Below are 25,912 nucleotides of genomic sequence, written 5' to 3' on the forward strand. Positions count from 1 at the left end.
AAAGAAAGAAGGAAAAAAATGAATTTTGCAGGAATTTATCATCGTCCTGAAAGTGAATATGCATTTTTATTAGATAGTGAAACCATGCATATTCGCTTAAGGACAGCTAAAAATGACGTTGATAAAGTTGAAATTGTTTATGGAGATCCATATGCAATTCGTTCATTGAACAGTGATTGGTATGTTAAAAAAATTCCAATGAACAAAGGATTAAGTACCGATGTTTATGATTACTGGACAATTTCTGTAAAAGAACCTAAACATCGTTTAGCATATGGTTTTTACCTTACTGATCATGAAGGAAATCAAGTTCTTTATAATGATCAAGGAATTCAACTAAACTATTCCGAAGCATACTTAAAAAATGAAAATAATTATTTTAGAATGCCATTCTTTCAAAAAATTGATATGTTTAAAGCTCCTGAATGGGTGCGAAATACAGTATGGTATCAAATTTTTCCAGAACGATTTGCTAATGGCGATCCTTCCTTAAATCCAGAAGGAGCAAAAGAGTGGGATTCAACTGTTCATCCTGGACGACAAGACTTTTATGGTGGAGATTTACAAGGGATTTTGGATCATTTAGATCACTTAGTTGATTTAGGTGTTAATGGAATTTACTTTAACCCAATTTTCAAGGCACCTTCAAATCATAAATATGATACTGAAGATTACTTTGAAATTGATCCTCATTTTGGAACAAAAGAACTTTTTAAAAAATTAGTACAAGAAGCACATAAGCGTGGAATTAAGGTCATGTTAGATGCAGTCTTTAATCATATGGGAGACAAATCTCCTCAATGGCAAGATGTAATCAAAAATGGTGCTAATTCTAAATATGCAAGTTGGTTCCATATTAATGATTTTCCAGTGCACTATACTCCAACAGATAATTTTGAGTTTGCTAATGATGCTAACTATGAAACTTTTGACTATACACCACATATGCCTAAATTAAATACTGCTAATCCAGAAGTACAAAAATATTTACTTTCAATTGCAACATATTGGATTAAAGAATTTGATATTGATGCATGGAGATTAGACGTTGCTAATGAAATTGATCATCATTTCTGGCGTGCATTTCATGATGCAACCTATGCCTTAAAACCAGATTTTTATATTCTAGGCGAAATTTGGCATACTTCACAACCATGGCTTCAAGGCGATCAATTTACAGGTGTAATGAATTATGCTTATACTGAAGCGATTAAAGGACATTTTATTGAAAAACAAATTAGTGCTACTCAAATGAAAAATGAACTAAATCAACAACTAATGCTATATAATGATTTAGCTGATTCAATGATGTTTAATGTACTCGATTCACATGATACTGCCAGAATTAAAACCCTTGCACATGATGATATGGATTTGGTAAAGCAAATTTTTGCATTTACATTTATTCAACCTGGAACTCCAAGTATTTATTATGGAACTGAATATGGAATGACTGGTGAAAATGATCCGGATGATCGTAAGCCAATGGTTTGGGATGAAAAATTACAAGATCATGATTTTTACCAATTTATGCAAAAATTAATTGAAGTTCGCAAACAAATTGCTGATAAATTAAATGTAAAAGACTTGAAGTGGGAAATTGTTGATGATAATAAAGGTCAAATTGAATTATCATTTGATTCTATTCATGCAATTTTTAATACTGGTAAAAAAGAATTCAAATTAAATTTAGATAAAAATAATGTTTTAATCCAAAGTAAATTTGATGGTCAAACGCTAGCAAATAAAGGTTTCGTTTTGTATCAAAAAGATTAAAATAATTATTTTGAAACCTAATTTGTAATAAAAACTTTGTGCAACCGGTTGCACAATTTTCGTGATAGCGGTATACTCATAAGTGTGATAGATTACGAAATCGTTTACATTGATTAAACGGTATATTTAGGAGCGCGTAAGCGATTTACATACTTAGGAGGATTCGTGTTATGGATAATAACAAACCAAAATCTGGACTTCCTAATTTAAAACCAAGTACAATCTGGATGATTAACTTTGGCTTTTTAGGAGTTCAAATGGCATTTACATTGCAAAGTTCGCAAATGAGTCGAATTTTTCAAACAATCGGGGCAGATCCTAATAGTTTAGGTTGGTTCTTCATTTTACCACCATTAGCTGGTTTAATTGTACAACCTTTAGTAGGTTACTTTTCAGATCGAACATGGGCACCAAAATTAGGTGGACGGCGGTTACCATATCTTTTATTAGGTGCAACCATTGCCGTAATCGTAATGTGTTTATTACCTAACTCAGGTAACTTAGGCTTAGGATATGCTTCAATGGCTGCGATGATTTTTGCAGCAATAACTGTTGCATTTCTTGACTTATCTTCAAACATTGCAATGCAACCATTCAAAATGATGATTGGTGATATGGTTAATGATGAACAAAAAAGTTATGCATATGGTATTCAAAGTTTCTTATCAAATACAGGTGCCGTTTTAGCGGCTATTTTTCCATTCTTACTTACATGGATTGGTGTTCATAACGAAGCTATTAAAGGTGAAGTTCCTGATTCAGTTAAGTGGGCATTTTACATTGGTGCAATTGTTTTAATTATTACAAGTTTATTTACAGTTTTCCGTGTTCATGAATATGATCCTAAAACATATGCACAATATCATGGAATTTCTGAAGAAGACAATGAAGAAAAAGTTGGAATGTTCACATTATTGAAGAAAGCTCCAAAAGCATTTTGGACTGTTACATTAGTTCAATTCTTCTGTTGGTTTGCTTTCCAATACTTATGGACATACTCAAATGGTGCAATTGCTGTTAACGTATGGCACACAACAGATGCAGCTTCAAAAGGTTTCCAAGCTGCTGGTAACTGGTATGGAGTATTATCAGCGGTACAATCAATTGCTGCTGTAATTTGGTCATATGTATTAGCTAAGATGCCAAACAAATACCACCGTGTTGGTTATGCTGGTAGTTTATTATTAGGTGCAGCTGGTTTTGCTTCAATTTTCTTTGTTCACAGCAAATGGGTATTAATTGTTTCATTCACATTAGTTGGAATGGCATGGGCTGCAATGAATACTTATCCATTAACAATTGTTACAAATGCTTTATCAGGAAAGCACATGGGAACATACTTGGGATTATTCAACGGTTCAATTTGCTTACCACAAATCGTGGCTTCATTAGCAAGTTTCGTTATCTTCCCAATGTTAGGTGGGCAACAAACTCACATGCTTCTTTTAGCTGGAATTGCAATGGCAATTGGTGCACTTTCAGTATTTGCAATTAAAGAAACAAGTGCAGAAGGTCCAGTTCAACCCGATGAAACTGATGGTGAAATCTAATTTAAGTAGGTGAAACTATGAAAAAAGAAGTTATTCAGGGAAAAAAAGTTGAACGCTTTACCTTAACAAATCAACAACAAACTAAAGTTACAGTATTGACTTTAGGTGGAATTATTCAAGAGTTTTCGATCTTAAATGATGGCAAACGTCAAAATACAGTTGTGAATTTTGAAAATGCACAAGATTATGTTGATAATCCATATCAAATTTGTAAACAAATTGGCCGGATTGCTGGGCGCATCCATGATGGTCGCTTTGAATTAGCTGGTCAAGAAATTCAAGTACCAATTAACGAAAATCACAATACTTTACACGGTGGAGATAACGGAATTGGTACGCAAGTATTTGACGGTTACCAAGTAGCAGATAATGAAGTCATTTTAAGTTTAAATCTTGATTATCCAATGGATGGTTTTCCAGGAGAAATGACATTGCAAATCGATTATTTATTACATGATGATAACCGCTTAGATGTCACATATGATATTGTTGCTAAAAGCAACACAGTTTATGATCCTACAATTCACATTTACTGGGCTTTACCAACAGGCTTAAAAGATACAACCATTAAAATCAATGGTTCACAAATTTTAGATGTTGATGAAGAAAAGATCCCAACTGGAAAACTATTAGATGTAAAACAAACTGCATATGATTTTACAACAGCACAAAATTTAGCAGATGCAGTTGAAAAGTTACGTTCAAGTGAAAATCAAAAAGGCTTTGATACAGCATATCAAGTACAAGAAAGTTTAACTGAACCAGTGGTCGAAATTGACGAAAAAGAATCACATGTAAAAATTAGAGTTTTCAGTGATCGCAATGGTTTAGTAATCTTTACTGCTGATCCTAAAAATAGTGAAAATGATCAACAAGGCGTATTTAACTCGCTGGCCACTGAAGTGCAGACATTACCTGATGCATTGCATCATGATGAATTTGGAAATGTTCGGTTAATGGCTGGCGAACATAAAAGCATTAAAATTGCTTACCAAGTTGAAACTTATTAAATATAGAGGTGAAACACATGAAAAGAACATTTGAAATTGATCCTTGGAAAGTTATCACTCATGAATTAAATCCTGAAGATAAACGTCTCCAAGAAAGTATGACAAGTATCGGTAACGAATACATGGGTATGCGTGGAATGTTTGAAGAAAAATATTCTGGCGATACACATCAAGGTATTTACTTAGGTGGAGTTTGGTATCCAGATAAAACACGTGTTGGTTGGTGGAAAAATGGTTACCCAGAATACTTTGGTAAAATTCCAAATGCGATTGACTTTGTAAGTCTTGATATTAAAATCAATGGCGAATCAATTGACTTAGCAAAAGATTCATACACAGACTTTGAACTTTGCTTAGACATGAAACGTGGCGTTTTAGATCGTTCATTTATTGTTGAAAAAGATGGTCACAAGATTCAAGTTACATCAGAACGCTTTGTAAGCATTGATTTCAAGGAATTATATGCAAACAAATTAACATTCACAAACTTGAGTGATGAACCAGTTAAGATCGAAGTACAATCATTGATTAACGCTGATGTTTATAATGAAGATTCAAACTATGGTGAACAATTCTGGGGTGTATTGGATAAGGAAGTTGCTGACAAGACTGGTCGTTTAGTTGGTAAAACAGCTGAAAATAACTTCGACATCCCACGCTTTACAGTTGAAATGGTAATGAGCCATGAAACACAATTAGAAGCAGCTAAGTCAGAAAATATGGAAAAAGCAGTTGCTAATAACTTTGAAGGCACACTTGATCCAGACAAAACAGTTTCATTTGAAAAACGTGTAATTGTAACAACATCTCGTGACTATGAAACTCGCGAAGATTTAGACGCTGCTACAACAGAATTGATGAATAAAGCAGGCGAACAAACATATGACCAATTAGTAGAAGCTCAAGCAAACGCATGGGCAAAACGTTGGGAAAAATCAGACATCACAATTGACGGTGATGAAGCTGCACAACAAGGAATTCGTTTTAACTTATTCCAATTATTCTCAACATACTATGGTAACGATGCACGCCTAAACATTGGTCCTAAAGGATTCACTGGTGAAAAATACGGTGGTGCTACATACTGGGATACAGAAGCATTCTGCTTACCAGTATACTTAGGTACAAGTGATCCACAAGTTCCAAAGAACTTGTTGAAATATCGTCATAACCAATTAGATGGTGCATTCCATAATGCTCAACAACAAGGCTTAAAGGGTGCATTATACCCAATGGTTACATTTAATGGGGTTGAATGCCATAACGAATGGGAAATTACATTCGAAGAAATTCACCGTAACAGTGATATTGCATATGCAATTTACAACTACACAAAGACAACTGGCGACAAGAGTTATGTATTAAACGAAGGTAGTGAAGTATTAGTAGCGATTGCACGTTTCTGGGCAGATCGAGTACATTTCTCACAACGTCATGGTCAATACATGATTCACGGTGTAACTGGTGCGGATGAATATGAAAATAACGTTGACAATAACTGGTACACAAACGTTACAGCTAAGTGGGAATTACAATACACATTAGATATCTTAAAAGAAGTTTCAAGCGAACAAGCTGCTAAGTTAAACGTTACAGATGATGAAAAAGCTAAGTGGCAAGATATCGTTGATAAGATGTACTTACCAGAAGATAAAGAATTGGGAATTTTCGTACAACATGATGGTTTCTTAGATAAAGACATCACATTAGATGAAAACAATAACCCAATTAACACAATTCCAGCTGATGAATTACCAATTAACCAAAACTGGTCATGGGATAAGATTTTACGTTCTCCATACGTAAAACAAGCTGATGTATTACAAGCAATGTGGTACTTCATGGATGACTTTACAGAAGAACAAAAGAAACGCAACTTTGACTTCTACGAACCATTGACAGTTCATGAATCAAGTTTATCAGCTTCAATTTACGCAATCATGGCTGCTGATTTACGTTACGAAGAAAAATCAGTTGAATTATATGAACGGACAGCTCGTTTAGACTTAGATAACTACAACAACGATACAGAAGATGGCTTACACATCACTGCAATGTCAGGTGGTTGGTTAGCAATTGTTGAAGGTTTTGCAGGTATGCGTGTAAATGATGACCAATTACAATTCAAGCCATTTGTACCAAAAGCTTGGAATGGCTACAAGTTCCGCTTATACTTCCGTGATCGTTTATTGGAAATTAACGTTACAAAAGAAAACACAGAAGTTAAATTGTTGAAGGGTGAACCATTAACAATTAAGCTTAATGGTGAAGATACAGAAATCAAATAAGATTTGATTAGAAACTAAAACGCCGAGGGAAACCTTTGGCGTTTTGGTGTACATAAGGAAAATGGAGGAAAAACGAGATATGGAAACAATGCAAGGTGCTGTTTTTGATTTAGATGGTGTAATCACAGATACAGCTAAATATCACTTTGATGCATGGCGTCAATTAGCAAAAGAAAAGTTAAACTTAGATTTACCTGCTAAGTTTGAAGTTGAATTAAAAGGGGTTAGCCGAATTGATTCATTAAAACGCATTTTAGAATATGGTAACTTGTTAGATCAATATACTGACGAAGATATTGAAAAGTTAGCAGCTGAAAAAAATGGCTACTACTTGAAAGCAATTGAAGGATTAACTGAAAAAGATATTTTACCTGGTATTCCAGAATTAATTAAACAATTAAAAGAACACAGTGTTAAGATGTCATTAGCATCAGCTTCAAAGAATGCACCTGCAATTTTGAAGAAATTAGGGTTATTTGAAGCCTTTGATGCAATTGCTGATCCATCAAAAGTTGCTCATGGTAAGCCAGCTCCAGATATTTTCTTAGCTGGTGCAGCTGCAGTTGATTTGAAACCATCACAATGTGTTGGGGTTGAAGATGCAGTTGCTGGGGTTCAAGCAATTAAAGATGCAGGAATGACAGCCGTAGCTGTTGGGGATCCAACCGAATTAGCTAAAGCTGATGTGATTGTACCAACAACAGATGATTTCAGTTATGCCCTTTTTGAAAAAGCATTTGAAAAGACTCATAAATAATTAATTAGAAGATAGGAGACTGGGACGTAAGTTCCAGTCTCTTATTTTTTGCCAGCTTCTGTACCTTATCTTGTTAAAACTTGTTTAAAAGTGTAAAATGCTATGTAAGAAATAAATGATGCCTGTGAGCATCAATTTTGGAGGAATTGAATATGGAAAATACACAGATGCGTACTGTCACAAAGTTGTCGAAGGATCAAAAACAAGTAATTGCTTCAACATCTGCAGGGTTTGCTTTGGAAAATATGGATGTAATGTTTTTATCATTTGCATTAACACCAATGATTTCAAGTTTACATATTTCACAAGGACAAGCGGGTTTCATTGGAACAATTACTAATCTGGGGATGCTTGTTGGCGGTGCGATTTTTGGTATCTTAGGTGATAAAATTGGCCGTGTAAAAACTTTTACCCACACTGTTTTTATTTTTGCATTTGCGACTGGATTAATGTACTTAGCCCATTCACTTCCAGTAATTTACTTATTACGCTTTATTGCTGGAATTGGTGCAGGTGGTGAGTATGGAGTAGGAATGGCATTGATTGCTGAAAATTTCAAAACGTCTCAAGTTGGTAAAATGACTTCAATTGCAGCCATTGGCGGTCAAATTGGAGCAATTTTAGCAGCATTAAGTGCTTCATTTATTATTCCACGATTTGGCTGGAATACATTATTCTTAGTAGGAATTATTCCAGTGATTTTAGCTTATTTTATTCGGCGGCATTTACATGAAAGTGATGAGTTTTTACAAACTAAACAAGCAGTTAAAGCAAATAAAACTAAAATTTCATTTAAACGGTTATTTGAAACGCCGTACCTTTGCTTCCAAACATTAGGATTAATGGTGATGACGATTGTGCAAATTGCCGGTTACTTTGGTTTAATGAACTGGTTACCTTCAATTGTTCAAAAACAACAAGGACTTTCAGTTTCTAAGTCATCAATTTGGATGATTGCAACAATTGTTGGGATGAGCTGTGGAATGGTTGTATTTGGATATATCATGGATAAATTTGGTGTCAAAGTAGCATTTAGCATTTTTCTAATTGGCTCTGCATGTGTATTATTTGTAATTTTAAAAGCGACAACTGCATTTACAATGATTTTAGCTGGAATGCTTATCGGTTTCTTTTCAAATGGAATGTTTGGAGGATATGGAGCAGTCATTAGTCGCTTATATCCAACTGAAATCCGCTCAACTGCAAACAACTTAATTATGAATGTTGGTCGGGCAATTGGAGGATTTTCATCGGTTGTGATTGGATTATTAATGCAGTATTTTAACTTAACAGTAACAATGATGTTTCTTTCAGGACTTTATATTATTAGTTTTATTGTTATGAACTTACTTCCAGGATTTAAAAAGTTAACAGTAGAAAAATAAAGTAAAAAGCGTCAATTTGATTGGCGCTTTTTTAGTATTATCAGTTATTAAATACTTTTCAAAAAAGATAGGCTGAATGACTTAAGTATAATAAAATAATAGTTGGGAGTAGCATTATAACTTGAAAATGAAAGTAGGCTTATAAATGAAAAATGACATTAAACTTGTAGCAACAGATATTGATGGCACATTTACGGATGATAAACATCAATATAATGTTGAACGTTTTCAAAAAATTTTAACAGAAATGAATAAACAAGGCGCTAACTTTGTAGTTGCAAGTGGAAGTCAATATTTTACGTTACGTGATTTATTTGCTCAATGTGCTGATCAACTAACTTTTATTTCAGAAAATGGTGCACTAGTTGAAAGTCATGGTGAAATGATTTATATAAATGAGATGCCTAAATCAATTGTTAAAGAAATGATTGCTTTTGCGCATGCACATTCTGAAATCAAAATGGTAATGTGTGGTGCTAAAAGTGCTTATTGTGAACGTAATAGGGTTGATGATGATTTCTTCAAGTTAACTAACTTTTACTATCATCACTTAGAGTGGGTTGATGATTTTAATGATGTTGATGATCAGATTTTGAAGTTTGCTTCTAATGTGCCTCCTAAGGAAACTGAAGAATATTTAGCGAAGTTTAAAACGGAATTTTCTGGGAAAGTTGAGCCAACTTCAAGTGGTTTTGGTGCAATTGATTTAATTATGCCTGGATGTCATAAAGCAGCTGCATTGAAACGATTGGTTCAACTTTGGAATATTATTCCAGAACAATGTGCTGCATTTGGAGACGGCGAAAATGATATTGAAATGCTTGAATTTTGTACCCATAGCTATGCTATGGAAAATGCTTCAACAAAAGTTAAAAACGCTGCTAAAAACGTTTGTCCTTCAAATGAAGATGAAGGCGTATTAGTAACTTTAGAAAAATTATTTGCAATTAAATAAACGACTTGATTAAAGTTTTTTAATAATAGAAAAAATATTTGCAAGCGATAACAAAATATGAAAGAATAGTAATTAGAAATGGTCTATTCCAATTTTGGTAGATCAATTATGTTATGGTATAGAAGGAGACTTAAAATGAGTTACTATATTCATGCAGCAAAATTCTTTTTAAAGAATACGACTGAAAACAATGGTTATTTAGAGATCACAGATGATGGCAAGTTTGGTACATATATTCCAGAAAATAATAAACCAACAGGAAAAATTGTGGAATATGGTGATAAGTGGGTAGCCCCAGGATTATTTGATACTCATATTCATGGTTTGTTAGGACATGATGTTACTGATGGAGATTGGGATGCAATTAATGAAATGTCAGAAGGATTACTTAAAGCAGGAGTAACTTCATGGCTTCCAACTACAGTAACCGCTTCATTTGATCAACTAGATGCAGTATGCAAAGTAATTGGGAATCATAAAGGACAAGAAACCGGTGCTAAAATTCGGGGAATTCATTTTGAAGGACCTTACTTTACTGAAGAACATAAAGGCGCTCAAGATCCTAAATATTTACGCGATCCAGATATTAAAGAATTCCGTAAATGGGAAGAATCAGCGAATGGATTGTTGAATAAAATCTCAATTGCTCCAGAACGTAAGGGTGCAGCTGAATTTACTAAGCAAGCTGTTCAAGATGGCGTTGTAGTATCGATTGGACATAGTAGTGCTACTTATGAACAAGCTAAAAGATGTATTGAAGCCGGTGCAACTATGTTTACTCATACATATAATGGAATGAGTGACATGGGACATCGGGAACCAGGAATGGTTGGTGCAGCTTACACAATGGATGATACATATTGTGAAATTATTTGTGATGGGCATCACAATGTTCCTGCAGTCGTTCGAGTATTAATCGATCAAAAAACAACTGACAATGTTGAATTGGTAACAGACTGTATGCGTGCAGGTTTAATGCCTGACGGTGATTATATGCTTGGTGAACTTGAAGTTTATGTTCAAGATGGTATGGCTCGCTTAAAAGAAGGTAACAACTTAGCAGGAAGTATTTTATTAATGAAGGATGCTTTGAAAAATGTAGTTGACTGGGAAGTTGCTACTCCAGAAGAAGCAGTTAAAATGGGAAGTTTAATTCCTGCTAAAAGTATGAATATGGAAAATCAAGTTGGTTCCATTATTCCAGGAGCAGATGCGGATTTCTTAATTTTAAATCCTGATATGACATTAAGTGAAACATATCTTGATGGAAAGTCACGCTACAAAGCTTAATTAATATGGATAAAGGTTGCGGTTATAACGTAACCTTTTTTTGTCTTTAAAAGTTAATTGAAATATATTAAATCTATTTTTGTTGCGTGGACAACAAAAATGATTATAATAATTATTGAAATTAATTTTGGAGGTAATTATTATGGCAAAAGTATTAATGATTAAAGCTCATCCTCACGTTGAGGAAAGTATTTCGATTAGCGTAAGTGATTATTTTATTGAGGAATATCAAAAACTTCATCCTGAAGATGAGATTATTATTCACGATTTATTTAGTGAAAAAGTTCCGCCTTTAAATGATTTGACGATGCAAGCTTGGAAACATCAAAGAAACGGTCAACCACTTTCAGATGGAGAAAAGGATATTTTGGAAAAACACAATCAGTGGTTAAATGAATTTTTGGGAGCCGATAAATATGTATTTGTTAATCCAATGTATAATTTCTTTATCCCTGCGGAAATGAAACAATATCTTGATATTATTGCAGTTCCAAGAAAGACTTTTAAATACACAGAAAATGGTCCAGTTGGACTTTTAGAGAATAGGAAAGCTTTGCATATTCAATCAGCGGGAAGCGTTTATCACGGAACGGATTTAGAAAAATTTGATTTTGGAGGAAATTATTTGAAATTAGCATTGCAACTTTTTGGAATAACCGATTTTACAAGTCTTTATATTGAAGGTGTTGATCAACATTTTAATCAAAGACAACAAATTAAAGCAGATGCAATGTATGATGCCGCTAAAATTGCAAAGGAATTTTAATTATGGATAGCAAAATTAATCAAATTACAATTCTGGTTTCACAAATTCAAAATGCACGCACCAGTAAGTTAACCACTGCTCAAACTTGGATGAGTGAGCATGTAGATGATTCAAAGTTAAAGCAAATTATTCCAACATTAACAGTTGTTGGATTCCATATGTTAGATCTTTTAGATGAACAAACTGAATTAACTGGCGCCAAAATTGCTCAAAAACTAGGAGTTACTCGCAGTACCATTACCCGTGCGGCACAAAAAATGCTTATTCAAGAGTTGCTTATTACTACCCAACATGATGATAATAAGAAAAATATTTATTATAAGCTCACTAATAAAGGAATAAAATTAGCAAAATTGCACCAAGAAATGGATAAAAATCTTTATTGGGAATTACAAGATAAAATTAGCACTGAATTTTCAGAAGTAGAATTAGATGCAATCATTCGCTTTTTAACATATATCAAAGATCATATGGCAATTTAAAAGGGAAAATAAATGAATTTGTACATGATTATGAGAATACTTGATAAGTTTTGGTAATGGAAATAAAAAAATAAATTAAGTAATTATGTAAATTTTCTATAGTAAATGTTTTCATTTATGCCATTGTTTTGGTAAAATATAAAACGTTGAGGGTCTTAAATTATTAAGATCTTTTCTAAATTATTTAAGAGGTGATTTTAAATGTCTACAAAAACAGCAAGAAAAGCTGCTATTGTCGGTGTCGGTGGTGTAGGTATGGGTTGTGCATACTCAATCTTAAACCAAGGTCTTTTAGATGAAATGGTATTAATTGACGTTGCGAGCGACAAAGCAGATGGTGAAGCACGCGACTTAATGGATGGGGTTACATACGCTAGAGAAAACTGCAAAGTATACCATGGTGACTACTCAGATTGTAAAGATGCTCAAATGGTAATCATTACAGCTGGTATCAACCAAAAACCAGGTCAATCACGTTTGGAATTAGTTGGTACAAACGCTAAGATCATGCGTTCAATCGTTAAAGAAGTTATGGCTTCAGGTTTCGATGGCAACTTAGTAATCGTATCAAACCCAGTTGACGTTTTAACATATGTTGCATGGGATGAATCAGGTTTACCACAAAATCGCGTTATCGGTACAGGTACATCACTTGACTCAACTCGTTTACGTATGCAATTATCAAAACGCACAGGTGTTGACCCACATGATATTTCAGCATACATTGTTGGTGAACACGGTGATTCAGAACAACCATTATGGTCACAAGCTACAATTGGTGGTAAGCCATTAATGGACTGGATCAAAGATGGTGATGAAGGTGCTATTAAAGAAGACGAACTTGAAAGCATCCGCCAAGATGTTCGTGACGCTGCTTACTACATCATTGATCGTAAGCAAATCACAAACTGGGGTATTGGTTTAAGTACAGCACGTGTTGTTCGTGCAATCTTAAACGACGAACACTCAATCTTACCAGTTTCAGCATACTTTAACGGTGAATATGGCTTGAAAGATATCTTTACAGGTATCCCAGCAATCGTTACAGAAAACGGTGTACAACGCATTGTTGAAATGAACATCACTGATGAAGAAAAAGCTGGTTTACACAAATCAGCTTCAGAACTTAAAGAAGTTCTTGATTCAGTACTTGAAAAATAATCCTACATAACGATTATTTTAGGTCTGTTAGGCTCTTTTGAGGTCTAACAGACTTTTTTAGTTGAAGGGAGTAGCATATCATATAATGATGATATATGTACGAAAAGCAACCACCAATGATCTTGATAAGATCATGATAATTATTGACGAGGCACGCATTTTTCTTCATAAAAATCACGTTCCACAATGGCAAGATGAATATCCAGCAAGAAAAGATATTCAAACAGATCTTAATAATCAAAACGGTTATGTCCTAATTTATGATAACCAAATCGTGGGTTATGCAGTTTTGCAAACCACTCCTGAGTCAACATATAGTGTGATTGAAAAAGGAGCGTGGAAAAGTTCAAAATCATATGCAACATTACATCGCTTGGCAGTATCTGCAGATTTTCGTGGCAAAAATTTATCAGCATTTTTTATGTCAAATTTAATTACCCTTGCACTTGATAAGGGATTTAATGTTATTCGGTGTGATACTCATCCTCAAAATAAAATTATGCAACATTTAGCTGAAAAATAAGGATTTGAAAAACGTGGCATAATTAAAGTAGATGAACTGATGGATCCAACGCGCTTTGCTTACGAGTTGATTATTTAAGAAGGTGTTTGAATGGAATATCCACAAAATTTAGTTGATATGGTGAAAAAAAGAGCAAAAGGTTATAAACTGGAAGGATTTTTATCTGGGCAAGGAAAGCTTAATCCACCAATTATGATTGTAGGAGAAGCTCCTGGAAGAAAAGAAATTACTCAACATATTCCATTTTCTGGACAATCAGGACAGGAATTAATGAAATCATTAGCCATTACAGGATTAAAACGTGATGATGTGTATATCACAAGTGTTGTGCGTAGTCGACCTTATTCTATAAAACAAGTCAAAAATAAAAAAACAGGTGAACTTGAGGTCAAGACACCTAATCGAACTCCAAGTAAAAAAGAAGTCTTAGCATATGCACCATTATTTGATTGGGAGTTAGCACAAGTTAATCCTAAAATGATCGTAACAGTTGGAAATATAAGTTTACAACGATTATTAGGACCTAAGTTTAGCGTTGGTAAGGCTCATGGCAAAGTGTTTGATGGTCCAATTCAGCAATTAAATCAAACCAAAGATGGATATATTTTGGGAGAAAAAAATTATCGAGTAGTTCCTACGTTTCATCCGGCTGCTGTTTTTTATAATCGCAGTTTAACGTCAGCAATTCAGTATGATTGGGAACTCATCAATAAATTATTAAATGATAGCGAGTAGTCCTACAAGTAAAATAATACTAATGCAAATAAGCCACTCTGTTTGGGAGATTGAATCAGCATATAATGATGTACGGGGATAATTATCAGAAAAACCTTGAGCAATTAAACTTGTGGACAAATCATTGGACCAGTTTAAGCAGCTCACAATGATTTTTAAATAAAGCATTGGGTTCCACCAATATAAACTTTTTTGACGCATATTAGCTGAAATTCGGATTTTTTTAATTTGAGCATTAACGTTCGCAAACATTTTACTTGCAGTTAAAATGCCATACACAAAGGTGTTTGGTAAATGAAAGTGCTGATGTAAACTAAATAAGATTTGAGATAGTGGATACATTAAAGTAACGAGTGCTCCAAGTGCGAAGTAAACATAAATCCGCGTACTATATAACCAAGCAGCAGTATAGTTATGGCTAAAAGTGGCAAAGGAAAGCCAACTTCCAAGTGCAAATGGAAAAGCAATGAGCAAAGCAATCCCCATTTTTTTCCAATTCACATGTTGATAACTTAAATAGAGTAGACAAATGCTAAAAATAAGTAAGTTTAACCAAATTTTATGTGCAAAAGTCATGATTAATCCACAAATAAGCATAAGAATGATGGCAATTGAAGGATTAAGCTTTTTAGTAGTCATGCACATTGGTTCCTTTCTTTAGTAGTGTTAAAGCTTGATTTTGAAGTTGAAGTACATAATCAAAGTGATTTAATTGGGTTAAGTCATGATCAATTACTAAAATTGTAATGTTGAATTTTTTTAAAGTTTCAATTAATTCAAAACTACTAGTAAGCGAGGCCTGATCTAATCCAGTAAAAGTTTCATCAAGTAGAATTACAGGTGCACTAATAATCGCTAAGATTAATAGTTGCACTTTTTTTTGTTGTCCTCCTGAAATATAGTAGGGACTTTCATTTAAAACAGATAACAGATTAAGTTTATCACACCAGTGGTGGATAACTTGATTTGTCCAAAATTCAGGATGATGTGAAACTTTTTGAGCAGAATTTAGTTCAGCCTTAACAGTAGTTTTTATAAATTGATCTTCTGCATTTTGAAATCCAAGATTAACATAGCAAAACCATTTTTTAGTTGAAAGAGACTTTTCTTCTAAATGGTTGAAAAAAACTTCTCCACAATAAGACTGCTGTTTTGTGAATGAGTTAAATAAAGTTGTTTTACCAATACCATTTTTTCCACAAATCAATCCCATTTTCCCGGCAGGAAAAGCAAAACTTTGATTATTTACTAATAATTTGTTGGTAAATTTAAGTGTTAATGCGTGCATTTGAAATTTAGTTGGTAAGTTATCCCCAGATAAAGAAGCAGTTACACGTGAAACTTTAGTTTTAACTTGAGATAATGATGTAGTTTCATTGTGGATAATTTTTCCATTTTGATTTAAATAAAAAACGTTATCCACGAGTGAATTTAAGCCAGTAAGATTATGTTCAATAAAAAAAATTGTTTTATGTTGCTTTAACTGCAGGAGTTGTTCAATGAAAAATTGACGGTTTTGAGTATCTAAATTAGCAAAAGGTTCATCTAAAAATAGGTATTCAGCATCAATGCTTAAAATTAATGCTAGTGCCATGCGTTGCAATTCTCCACCAGACAAAAGTTGAATGGGAGTAGTGATGATATTTGTTAATTTAAACCGAGTAACAGTTTGGTGATAAACTTTATGAATATCAGTAGGAGATAAACCAAGATTTGCAAAAACAAATTCAAACTGTTGTTTTCCCGTGGAAAAAGTAAAAAAATGACGAACATTTTGTGGAAGATAAGCCACATATTTTGTACGGACAGCAGGTACAATTTGTGAAATTGATTGGTTATTAAGTAAAACCTGCCCTTTAGTTGGAGAAATTAATCCCGCCATTAATTTTAAAAGTGTTGATTTTCCACTCCCATTTTCTCCTTGCAAAAGAAAAGTTGAATTTGAATTTAAGTTAAAAGAAATATTATCAAGCAAACGAGTCGATGAATGGTACGCGAAAGATACATTTTTTATTTCATATGAAAGCATTATTGTAGCACCTTCGTTCTAATTAAGAGTCGTTGAATCAATGCAACTAAAATTGCAGCGAAAATTCCAATGGAAATAAAACGGATTAAAAATAAAATTTCAAGCATTTTTAATGGATAATTTGCATAGCCACTTTGAAATAAATCCCAAGTAAAGGTAACAATGGTAGCAGTAATTGTAGAAATAAATAATCCAAATTTATCAAAATGATGGTACTTACATAATGCAAAACCAATTTCTGATCCTAATCCTTGAATTGCACCAGCTAAAATTGCATTGACTCCCCAACTTGAAAAAATAAACATTTCAATAATTGCTGCTAAAATTTCTCCAATAAAGCAAGCATTTCTTTTTTTTAATAAAAGTGCAGATAATGGGCCAGCCATTAACCATACTCCAAGCGTTAAATCATTAGCATAAGGTTTAAACGGAGTTGCAGCGAGTGCATAATATGCATAGTTCCAAACTTGATAGATAATACCAAAAAAAATTGCAATTAGTGATAATAAAATAACATCGTGAATAGTCCAGTGATTTTTTGATGAATTAATTGTGGGCAATTTCATAAAATAAATTCCTTTTGTAAAAAAATATGTATTGGTATAATCTAATTATACAAAGATTCAAGGAGAAGTGGGAGTAATTATTAATGGATTTATATAAATATACGGATAAATTGGAAGTTATGGCTGACCAATATGAGAATCTAGGGGAGTTTAGAATTCAAATCAATGCAGTTCTAGACACATTAAGTCGGTTACAAAAACACGACTTACCTAAATATCCATTACCCAAATTAGGAATGAGTAATCAATTTATTTATGATCATTTGATTGATTATCCAGGATTAATGGAAGATTCTGGAATTTTAGAAAATTTTCGTCAAATTGTAATTGAAAATTTTGGTATTTGGCATATCTTTTCCAAAACTTGGATTGAAGATTTAAAAATTTTTTGTGGAAAGAATAGTCATAATGTTGAAATTATGGCTGGCAATGCAGTTATTAGTACATTTCTTCCTCATACAATTGCGACTGATAATTTAAACTGGCATGGTCAAGATGTTGAAAAGCCTCATCCATGGACTCAAATTGAGCAAATTGATGCATTAAAGGCAGTTCAAAAATATTCGATGTATGTAGACAATATTATTATGGCATGGTCACCTGATCATGATGAAATTGATTGGAAAATTTTAAAAGAATTGCGTCGTAGCAACTTTCAAGGAAATTTTATTGTGATTGGTGAACCTAATGGTGCAACTAATTCTGCTAAGTTTTGGGAAGAAGCGCAATTAACTAAACCATTTATGTTAAATTGTAATCACCGACCATTTGACTTTATTAGAGATGAAGTCTTTACAGTACGTTAAAAAATAAGGGATTGTGATTTAAATCACAATCCCTTATTTTTTATTACTGATTATTAACTAATAATATCAAAATGTTCTACAAAGTTTTCAAAATCATTTTCAGTATAACCATAGCGAGTCATGAATACGAGAATATGTCCTAATACAACATTAGTATCGTAGTCGTTGAAATCAGCTTTAGTGAAGGTACTTCCATCTGCTTTATTTAACTCATAGTATGCAATTTCTTCAAATGAGTAAACTCCAGTATTAAACATATTGTAAAAGTCTAAATCACGTTTACCATTAAAGCCATAATCTTCTTGAGTTAAAATTTGAACATTACTATTTTGATCAATAAACAATTGAGGGACTTCAACATTGTCATTTTCTTTTTCAACAGGAAAAAGATTACGCAAAGTAGAGTTATCTAATAGTTGGTGTTCAGTTTCATCAATTTCATTAGGAAGTTGTTTAACCGCTTCTTGAAATTGAGTTAGTTTTTCTTTAAATGCTAAGAAAGTGGGATTATCTTCAACAACTTCAGTCGAAAAGTACATTTTGTAAGTTGGATTGTACTTAGCAGGAAAATCTTTTGCTCCCAAAATAGCATTATCATGGGTCCATAAAAGATGACTTTCCATGATCTGGCTAAATCCTGGGCGGTTATGCTCGATTTCTTTAACCATTGATCCGAAATGCCCGATTAAATTTATAACCATTTTATTAAAATTTTCAGATGTTAAAGTATCATCGATAAAGTCTTTGACTAGCATCAAAAAGCCTCCTTAATAATCATATATCTTTATTTTATGCTAAATTTCAAAATTTTTAAAATAAATTCCTTAGGAAAATAATGATTTTATTATGATTATGTACATATTTTATTCGTTTATGCTAAAATTTTTGTTAAAATAGATACAGTGGGCTGGAATATCTAGCAAGAAACTTTGTAAAATTACCTAAATATTTTCGGTAAGAATAGGAGAAAGATGCGACATGAAAATCTTAATCGTAGATGATGATAAAGACATTGTTGAATTGATGAGTATTTATATCACGAATGAAGGATATGATGTTGAAAAAGCATATAATGGGAAAGAAGCAATTACTAAACTTAACACAAATCCAGACATCAGCTTGATGATTTTAGATATCATGATGCCTCAAATGGATGGGTTAGCAGTATTGCGTGAAGTTCGTAAAGACTCACAAATTCCAGTGTTGATGCTTTCGGCTAAAACTGATGATTTAGATAAAATTCAAGGATTAATCCAAGGAGCAGACGATTATGTTACTAAACCATTTAATCCACTTGAAGTAATGGCACGTGTTAAATCATTGTTACGTCGTTCTCAACATGAAGTGCGGAATGTTGAACCAGATCAAATTGAAATTGGACCACTTGTAATTAAAAAAGATTCACATGAAGTTACAACTTCAGATGGAAAACCAATTCAATTAACAGCTTTAGAATTTGGTATTTTATACTTACTTGCCAGTCATCCCAACCGAGTATTTTCAGCAGATGAAATTTTTGAACGTGTATGGCAACAAGAATCAGTTGTTTCAGCTAAAACAGTTATGGTTCACGTAAGTCATTTGCGCGATAAAATTGAAGAAGCTACTAATGGAGAAAAAGTTATCCAAACTGTGTGGGGCGTAGGATATAAAATTGAAACTCACTAATTTTGATCAACGTAAAGAAGGCGAGCGATGATGAAATTAAAGCTAACGACACGTGAGAAAAGAGATTTATTAATTGAAGGTTTTCTGACGTTAATTTTGTTAGTAACTTCAAACATCGCTATTTTTATCTTGATTAATGAATGGATCAAACAAAATCCAGGATTTAGTGAAGGAATCTTCCAAGTGAAGATGTCATTGGCATTAGGTCCCAATGATCTTCAGGTTGGGAATTGGGGGATTTTATTTGTCTTTTTATCATGCGTGATTGATAGTTTTGTTATTTATTGGCGTTTTGTTCGTCATTATCACCAAATCCAATTACTTCATGTGATTGCTGAACTACATTATATTGCAGCAGGACATTTTGATCATCGAATTCCTTTTACAGTTTCAGGACAAATGCAACGAGTAATTGAAAGCATTAATACTTTGGTAGATAGTACAATTCAAGCAATGGAAGAAGAACGAGCAATTGAAAAATCAAAAGATGAATTAATTACAAATGTCAGTCATGACATTCGCACACCCTTGACTTCAATTATTGGATATTTAGGATTAATTGAAAATCATCAGTATCGAAGTGAGGATGATTTAATTAAGTATGCACATATTGCATATTTAAAATCTAATCAAATGAAATCTTTAGTTGATGATTTGTTTGAATATACTAAAGTACGCCAAATCGATACACCATTAAATTTAATGGAAGTTTCAATTGCTTCATTATTTGAACAGCTTGAAACTAGTTTTGAACTTGAAACTCGGCAAAAAGGAATGAAAATTATAACTAAAATGCCAGCGGAAGATATTATGATTGAAGTTGATCCTGAAAAATTTGCCCGGATTTTTAACAACTTGATTACTAATGCAATTAAATACGGGAAAGGTGCTAAGCATATTTATCTTGAAGCACATAAAGTTAGTAATGATGAAATTGAAATTCAAGTTGCTAACGATGGTGAGCCGATTCCGCAAGATTCATTACCACAAATTTTTGATCGCTTTTATCGGGTTGAAAAATCTAGAAACACAAAAACAGGAGGAACTGGCTTAGGATTGGCAATTACGCAACGCATTGTTGATTTGCATCATGGAAATATTAAAGTTAGGTCAGATAATGAACTAACCAGTTTTATTATGCATTTTCCAATTGAACAGCCTGCCAAAACGGAAGATATAAAGGAAACAGAGGATATCAAAATTTAAGGAGATATCAAGATGGAATTTTCGAAGAAGATTAAAAAAATTATGGTTGCAAGTGTAACAGCAATCACTCTTTTTGCTGGTGTAAGTTCAAGCATTATTTCAGCTGATAATTCTTCATCTGCATCAGTTTCTACAAGTAAATTGACTCAAACTAAAAATCAACAATTGCAACTGGACATTAAAGGTGGAATTGCAGTTGATGAAAAAACAGGACAGATTTTATTTCAACAAAATGCGAATCAACCTTTACCAGTAGCATCAGTTACAAAATTACTCACCACATATATTATATTGGATGCAATTAAAAGTGGTAAGTTATCATGGGACCAAAAAATAACTCCTACACAAAATATTGTAAATGTCAGTCAAGATACATCGTTAAGTAATGTACCTTTAAGTGCAGATAAGCAATATACAGTTAAATCACTGTATGAAGCAATGTTGATTTACTCTGCTAATGGCGCTACGATGGCATTAGCTCAAGCAGTTGCTGGAAGTCAAAAAGTCTTTGTGGATTTAATGAAAAAACAGGCTGAAAAGTTTGGAATTAAGGATGCTCAAATTTATACAACTTGTGGATTAACTAATTCACAAGTTAAGAATGATGCTTATCCAGGAGCAGCAGATAATGCGGAAAATAAATTTTCTGCTAAAGATGTTGCGCTTATTGCAAGTAAGTTATTGCAAAAATATCCAGAAGTATTGAAAACAACCAGTATTAAAAAATTGAACTTTAATAATGGTAATGGCGAAACAGAGATGCAAAATTGGAATTGGATGCTTCCAGGCGGATCTAGCTCTTATGCAAATTTACCTGTTGATGGGCTTAAAACCGGAACTTCAGATGCTGCTCAAGCTTGTTTTGTGGGGACTACTAATAAGGATGGTCATCGAATTATCACAGTTGTTTTAGGTGCACAGCATAAAAATGATGAAGATAATTCCCGTTTCATTCAAACTCAAAAAATGATGTCATATGTTTATGATACATATAAGTATGTCACTTTAGACAAAGGGACCAATCTAGCGAAAGTTTCAGTTTATCAGGGGAAAGCAGAAAAAGTGAATGTTAAGTCTGCCAAGCAAATTGGTTTGTGGATTAAAAAAGATCAATCTCAAAAAGAAATTAAAGCAAAGATTGCTCTTAATAAAAATGCTACAGAAAAAGGAGCTTTAAAAGCTCCAGTTAAGAAAAATAAAGTTATTGGTAAATTAACTTTTGAAGTAAATGGTCAAAAAGTGCCAACAATTTTTGATGATAAAGGATGCCAAGTAATCGCTCAATCTGCTCAAAATACTGAAAAAGCTAATCTTTTTCAGCTTATGTGGCGTAAAATAACTGGCATTTTTAATTAAGTAATTAAACAAATCAAGATATTTTAGGAGTTTAATTACAAATAATCTCATTAATTGTGTTACACTTTCAAAGTAAGTACTTTTATAAATGGAGGTTTATTGTGACTAAAAAACAACCACGTTGGCTGGAAGTACTAAAGGTAGCACTTCCTCTTTGTCTTAGTTATATTCCAATCGGATTAGCATGTGGTGTGTTACTACATGCGGCTGGATTTACCACACTTTTGACAGGGCTAGTTTCGTTACTAGTTTTTTCAGGTGGAGCGCAGTTTTTGATTGCATCCATGTTAACGGCAAATGCGCCAATGCATACGATTTTAATTATGCTGTTTTTCCTTGAACTTCGTTATGCGTTATTAGGTTCAAGTCTATCACAATATGTTCGCGGAACAAGTAAGAAATTTATTTATTTCTTCGCAATTTCTTTGAACGATGAAAACTATGCGGTTAACTATTTAAAATTTGCAACCGATAAAAATTGGACTCCAGAAGATGCATTAATGGTTGAACATTACTCGTTACTTTTTTGGACAGTTGCCAATATTATTGGGAGTTTAATTGGTGGAATACTGCCAAAAATTAATTTAGAAATTGTTGATTTTGCGCTTACATCATTGTTCTTATACATGATTGTAATGCAAGTACGAAATAAATTAACAATTGTTATTAGTATTTTTTCAGGATGTTTGGCAGTCTTTTTCATGTGTTTAATAAAAAGTACAATGGGCTTAGTTGTTGCGACTTTAATTGCATCTTTCACAGGTTTTGCAATTGAAGATTATTTACGTAAACATGGTCGTGAAAAAGGATTTTTATTAAAGAAAATAAAACCAAATAAACAGTAAAGAAGCAAAATAAGTAGGAGAACATTAAATTATGCATATGTCTAGTATGGATCATTTTATTTTGATCATTTTATCGATGTTAGTTGCATTGGGACCACGGTTGTTGCCAATGAAATTCTTTACTACACGGAAGATTCCAGAATGGTTTAATGAATGGATGAAATATGTTCCGGTATCTTTATTTACCGCGTTAGTTGTCAAAGATTTATTTATTAATTCTAATACCTATGTTTTTGTTGGCTTAGGTCATCTTGCAAAAGTGCTGGCAGCAGTTATTGTAATGATTGTTGCTTACAAGTCTCGTTCAATGGGACTTTCAGTAATTTTAGGATTAGCAGCGGTTGCACTTTTATCAATTGCAATTCCTGCTTAATATTTATGCCACTGTATTTTGAGAGGTTTATCTCAGATTTTACAGTGGCTTTTGTTGTATAATAATAATAGATTTTACGAATAAAGAAGGTTTTGGCAATGCAATATTTAAAAGAGAAAATTCAAACGCCACTCACAAATGATGCACAATTAACAGGCTATGTTTTGGATAATACTCCAGAAATTGATGAAAATAGAGTACGTCCAGCTGTGGTAATTTGTCCTGGTGGTGGTTATAAGATGGTTTCTGAACGTGAAGGTGAACCAATTGCGGTACAATTTTTAGCAATGGGAGTACATGCTTTTGTATTAAACTATTCAGTTACTCCAATTCATCACCCCGCTCAATTAGCAGAATTAGCTAGTTCAGTACGATTAATTCGTCAAAATGCGAATAAATGGCATGTTGATCCAAACAAAATTATTGTAATGGGAACTTCTGCTGGTGGTCATTTAGCAGGAATGCTTGCAACTATGTGGAACTCAAAAACCTTAATTGATTTAGAATACGATCCAAAAGAAATCCAACCAAATGGATTGATTATGGGTTACTCTGTAGTGACTGCTGATAAACAATTTGGTCATCAAGGATCATTTGATCATTTATTGGGTGAAGATGCTTCACAAGCAGAACGTGAAAAGCTTTCATTGCAAAAATTAGTTTCAAAAGATACTCCAATGACCTTTATTTGGACTACAACTGAAGATACAGTGGTTCCAATGGAAAACAGTTTAATGATGGTGGAAGCATTACGTAAAAATGGCATTAATTTTGAATTTCATGTTTTCCCGCATGGACAACATGGTCATAGTTTAGCAACTAAAGAAACTGCCAAAACTAATGCACAAATTGTTCCAGCATTACAAATTTGGCCAAAATTATTGAAAGAATGGTTGAATGAAAACTTTTAAAAAGTGAGGAAATAGGTTGAAAAAGAACATTTTAACCGGATTAGTAATCTGTATTATCGCAATTATTTTTATTGGGTTTGGTTTTACTAAGAATCTAGAAGTTAATAAGGATTACCAAAGAGCAATGAATAGAGGAATTAAAGCAGTTGAACAATGTAAATATGCAAAAGCAGAAATTGATTTTCAAGATGCTTTAAAAAAGAAACAAGAAGATTCGCAGGCTTCATGCGATTTAAAACAAGTGAAAAAGTATCAGGAAGCTAAAAAACAATTAAAAAATGGTAATTATGCTGAAGCTAAAAAAAAATTTGCAGAAGTTGCAAACGTTGATAACGGCTTAAGTACTTTAGTTCGCAGAGCAAGTTCATACCAAACGAAATTGGAAGAAGTTACGAGTCAACTTGATTCATTTAACCAACTGTATCAACAAGCAGTTAAGTTGAATGAAAAAGAACAGTATGTTGAATCAAATGATAAACTATTACCAATTTTAGAGTATTCAAAAATCAACGAAACGTACTATAATTCAATTCGACAAAAAGTTCAAGACTTAAAAAAGGCCAATGATCAGTATATGGCAAGTCATCCTCATAAAACTCCTAAACCACCAATGTCAGAAAAATAAGCACAGATTGCATAATAAAAAAGCTATGATGTATATCATAGCTTTTTTATTTGTAAAATTAATTTTGAACAGGATCTTTTCCTTTAAAGAAACGCAACCAAATCATTAAAGCAAATTCCCATACTGCACCAGCGAGAAGTAAGCTGCCAAATGTGTCTGTTGGATAATGCACGCGTAAATAAATCCGTGAAAGCATAATGATAATTACCCACAAAACGGCAAGTACTTTAATCACAATTTGTGCAGTTTGATTTTTAATTCTTGGAACAATTAAATAAACAACAAATAATGCTAATAATGCTGTTCCAAAAGTATGACCACTTGGGAAACTGTAACCATCAGCAAGAGCAAGTCTTTCAGAGAAAGCTGGACGAGGACGAGCAGCTAAGTGTTTAAAAACATATGCTAATCCATTTCCAACAATTAACGTTCCAAAGCCCCAAATGGCAGTGGCATATTCTCTTTTTAAGAATACAAATGCAATTACCAAACATGAAAGAATTAAACATGCCTTAGGAGCACCTAAATTAGTTAAGATGCTGATAATTACGGTTAGATGTTCATTAGTAATTGGAAGAACTAATGAACGTACAAAGTTGTCGATTCCTTGTACAATTGGACTGTTAATTTTTACTAAAATAAATAGTAAAAGAAAAAGAATTGCATATACTGAAGCCCAGATTGGCCGGTTCTTATTTTCTTTTATGTTCAAATTTCTCACCTCTACAGCGATATTCAAATGTACATGTTCTATATTACCATTTTATTGCCAAAATTTTTTTAAAATTAGTTGTTTTTTTACTAATCTTTGAATTATGATGAAATTATTAAATAATTGAGGATAAAAAA

General features: G+C 33.0%; 26 protein-coding genes. 21 read left to right on the plus strand and 5 right to left on the minus strand.

Annotation, left to right across the window (positions count from 1 at the left end):
• Positions 1-18: 18 nt before the first annotated feature.
• The 13 genes from ACWCL1_RS06180 to ACWCL1_RS06240 all read left to right on the plus strand — a co-directional run bounded on the left by ACWCL1_RS06180 (position 19) and on the right by ACWCL1_RS06240 (position 14,678).
• Entirely contained in the window at positions 19-1,776 is a 1,758-nt protein-coding gene (locus ACWCL1_RS06180; RefSeq protein ID WP_454546034.1) for a glycoside hydrolase family 13 protein, read from the plus strand.
• 170 nt (positions 1,777-1,946) lie between these two features.
• A complete protein-coding gene (locus ACWCL1_RS06185) occupies positions 1,947-3,326 on the plus strand; it encodes an SLC45 family MFS transporter (RefSeq protein WP_454546035.1) in 1,380 nt (459 codons plus the stop codon).
• A 17-nt stretch (positions 3,327-3,343) separates the two neighbouring features.
• The gene (locus tag ACWCL1_RS06190) at positions 3,344-4,336 is read left to right on the plus strand and encodes an aldose epimerase family protein (RefSeq protein ID WP_454546036.1); all 993 of its coding nucleotides are present in this window, start codon (positions 3,344-3,346) and stop codon (positions 4,334-4,336) included.
• Between the two features lie 17 nt (positions 4,337-4,353).
• On the plus strand, positions 4,354-6,624 hold the full coding sequence (locus ACWCL1_RS06195; protein WP_454546037.1) for a glycoside hydrolase family 65 protein: 2,271 nt from the start codon (positions 4,354-4,356) through the stop codon (positions 6,622-6,624).
• 88 nt (positions 6,625-6,712) lie between these two features.
• Entirely contained in the window at positions 6,713-7,381 is a 669-nt protein-coding gene (gene pgmB / locus ACWCL1_RS06200) for a beta-phosphoglucomutase (protein ID WP_454546070.1), read from the plus strand.
• A gap of 167 nt (positions 7,382-7,548) precedes the next feature.
• Entirely contained in the window at positions 7,549-8,766 is a 1,218-nt protein-coding gene (locus tag ACWCL1_RS06205) for an MFS transporter (protein WP_454546071.1), read from the plus strand.
• A 145-nt stretch (positions 8,767-8,911) separates the two neighbouring features.
• Positions 8,912-9,721, plus strand: coding sequence for a Cof-type HAD-IIB family hydrolase (locus tag ACWCL1_RS06210; RefSeq protein ID WP_454546038.1), 810 nt, complete (start codon positions 8,912-8,914; stop codon positions 9,719-9,721).
• Between the two features lie 135 nt (positions 9,722-9,856).
• Complete coding sequence (gene nagA, locus ACWCL1_RS06215; RefSeq protein WP_454546039.1) at positions 9,857-11,011, plus strand: N-acetylglucosamine-6-phosphate deacetylase; 1,155 nt, start codon at positions 9,857-9,859, stop codon at positions 11,009-11,011.
• Between the two features lie 142 nt (positions 11,012-11,153).
• On the plus strand, positions 11,154-11,777 hold the full coding sequence (locus ACWCL1_RS06220) for an FMN-dependent NADH-azoreductase (RefSeq protein WP_454546040.1): 624 nt from the start codon (positions 11,154-11,156) through the stop codon (positions 11,775-11,777).
• 2 nt (positions 11,778-11,779) lie between these two features.
• On the plus strand, positions 11,780-12,259 hold the full coding sequence (locus tag ACWCL1_RS06225; protein ID WP_454546041.1) for a MarR family winged helix-turn-helix transcriptional regulator: 480 nt from the start codon (positions 11,780-11,782) through the stop codon (positions 12,257-12,259).
• A gap of 201 nt (positions 12,260-12,460) precedes the next feature.
• Positions 12,461-13,420: an L-lactate dehydrogenase gene (locus ACWCL1_RS06230; protein ID WP_454546042.1), complete on the plus strand. Its 960-nt coding sequence runs from the start codon at positions 12,461-12,463 to the stop codon at positions 13,418-13,420.
• 85 nt (positions 13,421-13,505) lie between these two features.
• Positions 13,506-13,943, plus strand: a complete 438-nt coding sequence (locus ACWCL1_RS06235; protein WP_454546043.1) for a GNAT family N-acetyltransferase — start codon at positions 13,506-13,508, stop codon at positions 13,941-13,943.
• 90 nt (positions 13,944-14,033) lie between these two features.
• Positions 14,034-14,678: a uracil-DNA glycosylase gene (locus tag ACWCL1_RS06240; RefSeq protein ID WP_454546044.1), complete on the plus strand. Its 645-nt coding sequence runs from the start codon at positions 14,034-14,036 to the stop codon at positions 14,676-14,678.
• Here the strand turns inward: ACWCL1_RS06240 and ACWCL1_RS06245 are convergent.
• From ACWCL1_RS06245 to ACWCL1_RS06255, 3 genes are read right to left on the minus strand one after another with little or no spacing between them, the layout of a single operon-like run.
• Complete coding sequence (locus tag ACWCL1_RS06245; protein ID WP_454546045.1) at positions 14,661-15,317, minus strand: energy-coupling factor transporter transmembrane component T family protein; 657 nt, start codon at positions 15,315-15,317, stop codon at positions 14,661-14,663. The genes ACWCL1_RS06240 and ACWCL1_RS06245 overlap by 18 nt on opposite strands.
• The gene (locus tag ACWCL1_RS06250) at positions 15,307-16,707 is read right to left on the minus strand and encodes an ATP-binding cassette domain-containing protein (protein ID WP_454546046.1); all 1,401 of its coding nucleotides are present in this window, start codon (positions 16,705-16,707) and stop codon (positions 15,307-15,309) included. Before ACWCL1_RS06250 ends, ACWCL1_RS06245 begins: the two co-directional genes overlap by 11 nt.
• On the minus strand, positions 16,707-17,273 hold the full coding sequence (locus ACWCL1_RS06255; RefSeq protein ID WP_454546047.1) for an ECF transporter S component: 567 nt from the start codon (positions 17,271-17,273) through the stop codon (positions 16,707-16,709). The genes ACWCL1_RS06250 and ACWCL1_RS06255 overlap by 1 nt, the downstream gene beginning before the upstream one ends.
• Before the next feature lie 83 nt (positions 17,274-17,356).
• Between ACWCL1_RS06255 and ACWCL1_RS06260 the strand changes: the two genes are divergently transcribed.
• Entirely contained in the window at positions 17,357-18,079 is a 723-nt protein-coding gene (locus ACWCL1_RS06260; protein WP_454546048.1) for an SAM-dependent methyltransferase, read from the plus strand.
• A gap of 53 nt (positions 18,080-18,132) precedes the next feature.
• Here ACWCL1_RS06260 and ACWCL1_RS06265 read toward each other — a convergent pair whose 3' ends face one another.
• Positions 18,133-18,834, minus strand: a complete 702-nt coding sequence (locus ACWCL1_RS06265) for a hypothetical protein (RefSeq protein WP_454546049.1) — start codon at positions 18,832-18,834, stop codon at positions 18,133-18,135.
• 223 nt (positions 18,835-19,057) lie between these two features.
• Between ACWCL1_RS06265 and ACWCL1_RS06270 the strand changes: the two genes are divergently transcribed.
• The 7 genes from ACWCL1_RS06270 to ACWCL1_RS06300 all read left to right on the plus strand — a co-directional run bounded on the left by ACWCL1_RS06270 (position 19,058) and on the right by ACWCL1_RS06300 (position 25,063).
• The gene (locus tag ACWCL1_RS06270; RefSeq protein WP_454546050.1) at positions 19,058-19,747 is read left to right on the plus strand and encodes a response regulator transcription factor; all 690 of its coding nucleotides are present in this window, start codon (positions 19,058-19,060) and stop codon (positions 19,745-19,747) included.
• 30 nt (positions 19,748-19,777) lie between these two features.
• Positions 19,778-20,953 carry a sensor histidine kinase gene (locus ACWCL1_RS06275; protein WP_454546051.1) on the plus strand — a complete coding sequence of 392 codons (1,176 nt, stop codon included), beginning with the start codon at positions 19,778-19,780 and terminating at the stop codon, positions 20,951-20,953.
• 12 nt (positions 20,954-20,965) lie between these two features.
• Entirely contained in the window at positions 20,966-22,309 is a 1,344-nt protein-coding gene (locus tag ACWCL1_RS06280) for a serine hydrolase (protein ID WP_454546052.1), read from the plus strand.
• Positions 22,310-22,410: 101 nt separating this feature from the next.
• Positions 22,411-23,154, plus strand: a complete 744-nt coding sequence (locus ACWCL1_RS06285) for an AzlC family ABC transporter permease (protein ID WP_454546053.1) — start codon at positions 22,411-22,413, stop codon at positions 23,152-23,154.
• A 31-nt stretch (positions 23,155-23,185) separates the two neighbouring features.
• Positions 23,186-23,527: an AzlD domain-containing protein gene (locus tag ACWCL1_RS06290; protein WP_454546054.1), complete on the plus strand. Its 342-nt coding sequence runs from the start codon at positions 23,186-23,188 to the stop codon at positions 23,525-23,527.
• 98 nt (positions 23,528-23,625) lie between these two features.
• Positions 23,626-24,438, plus strand: coding sequence for an alpha/beta hydrolase (locus tag ACWCL1_RS06295; protein WP_454546055.1), 813 nt, complete (start codon positions 23,626-23,628; stop codon positions 24,436-24,438).
• A gap of 16 nt (positions 24,439-24,454) precedes the next feature.
• Positions 24,455-25,063, plus strand: a complete 609-nt coding sequence (locus ACWCL1_RS06300; RefSeq protein ID WP_454546056.1) for a hypothetical protein — start codon at positions 24,455-24,457, stop codon at positions 25,061-25,063.
• A gap of 58 nt (positions 25,064-25,121) precedes the next feature.
• Here the strand turns inward: ACWCL1_RS06300 and ACWCL1_RS06305 are convergent, their stop codons facing one another.
• Positions 25,122-25,775, minus strand: coding sequence for a phosphatase PAP2 family protein (locus ACWCL1_RS06305; protein WP_454546057.1), 654 nt, complete (start codon positions 25,773-25,775; stop codon positions 25,122-25,124).
• Positions 25,776-25,912: the final 137 nt, after the last annotated feature.

The sequence above is a fragment of the Ligilactobacillus sp. LYQ135 genome (genome assembly GCF_053711055.1).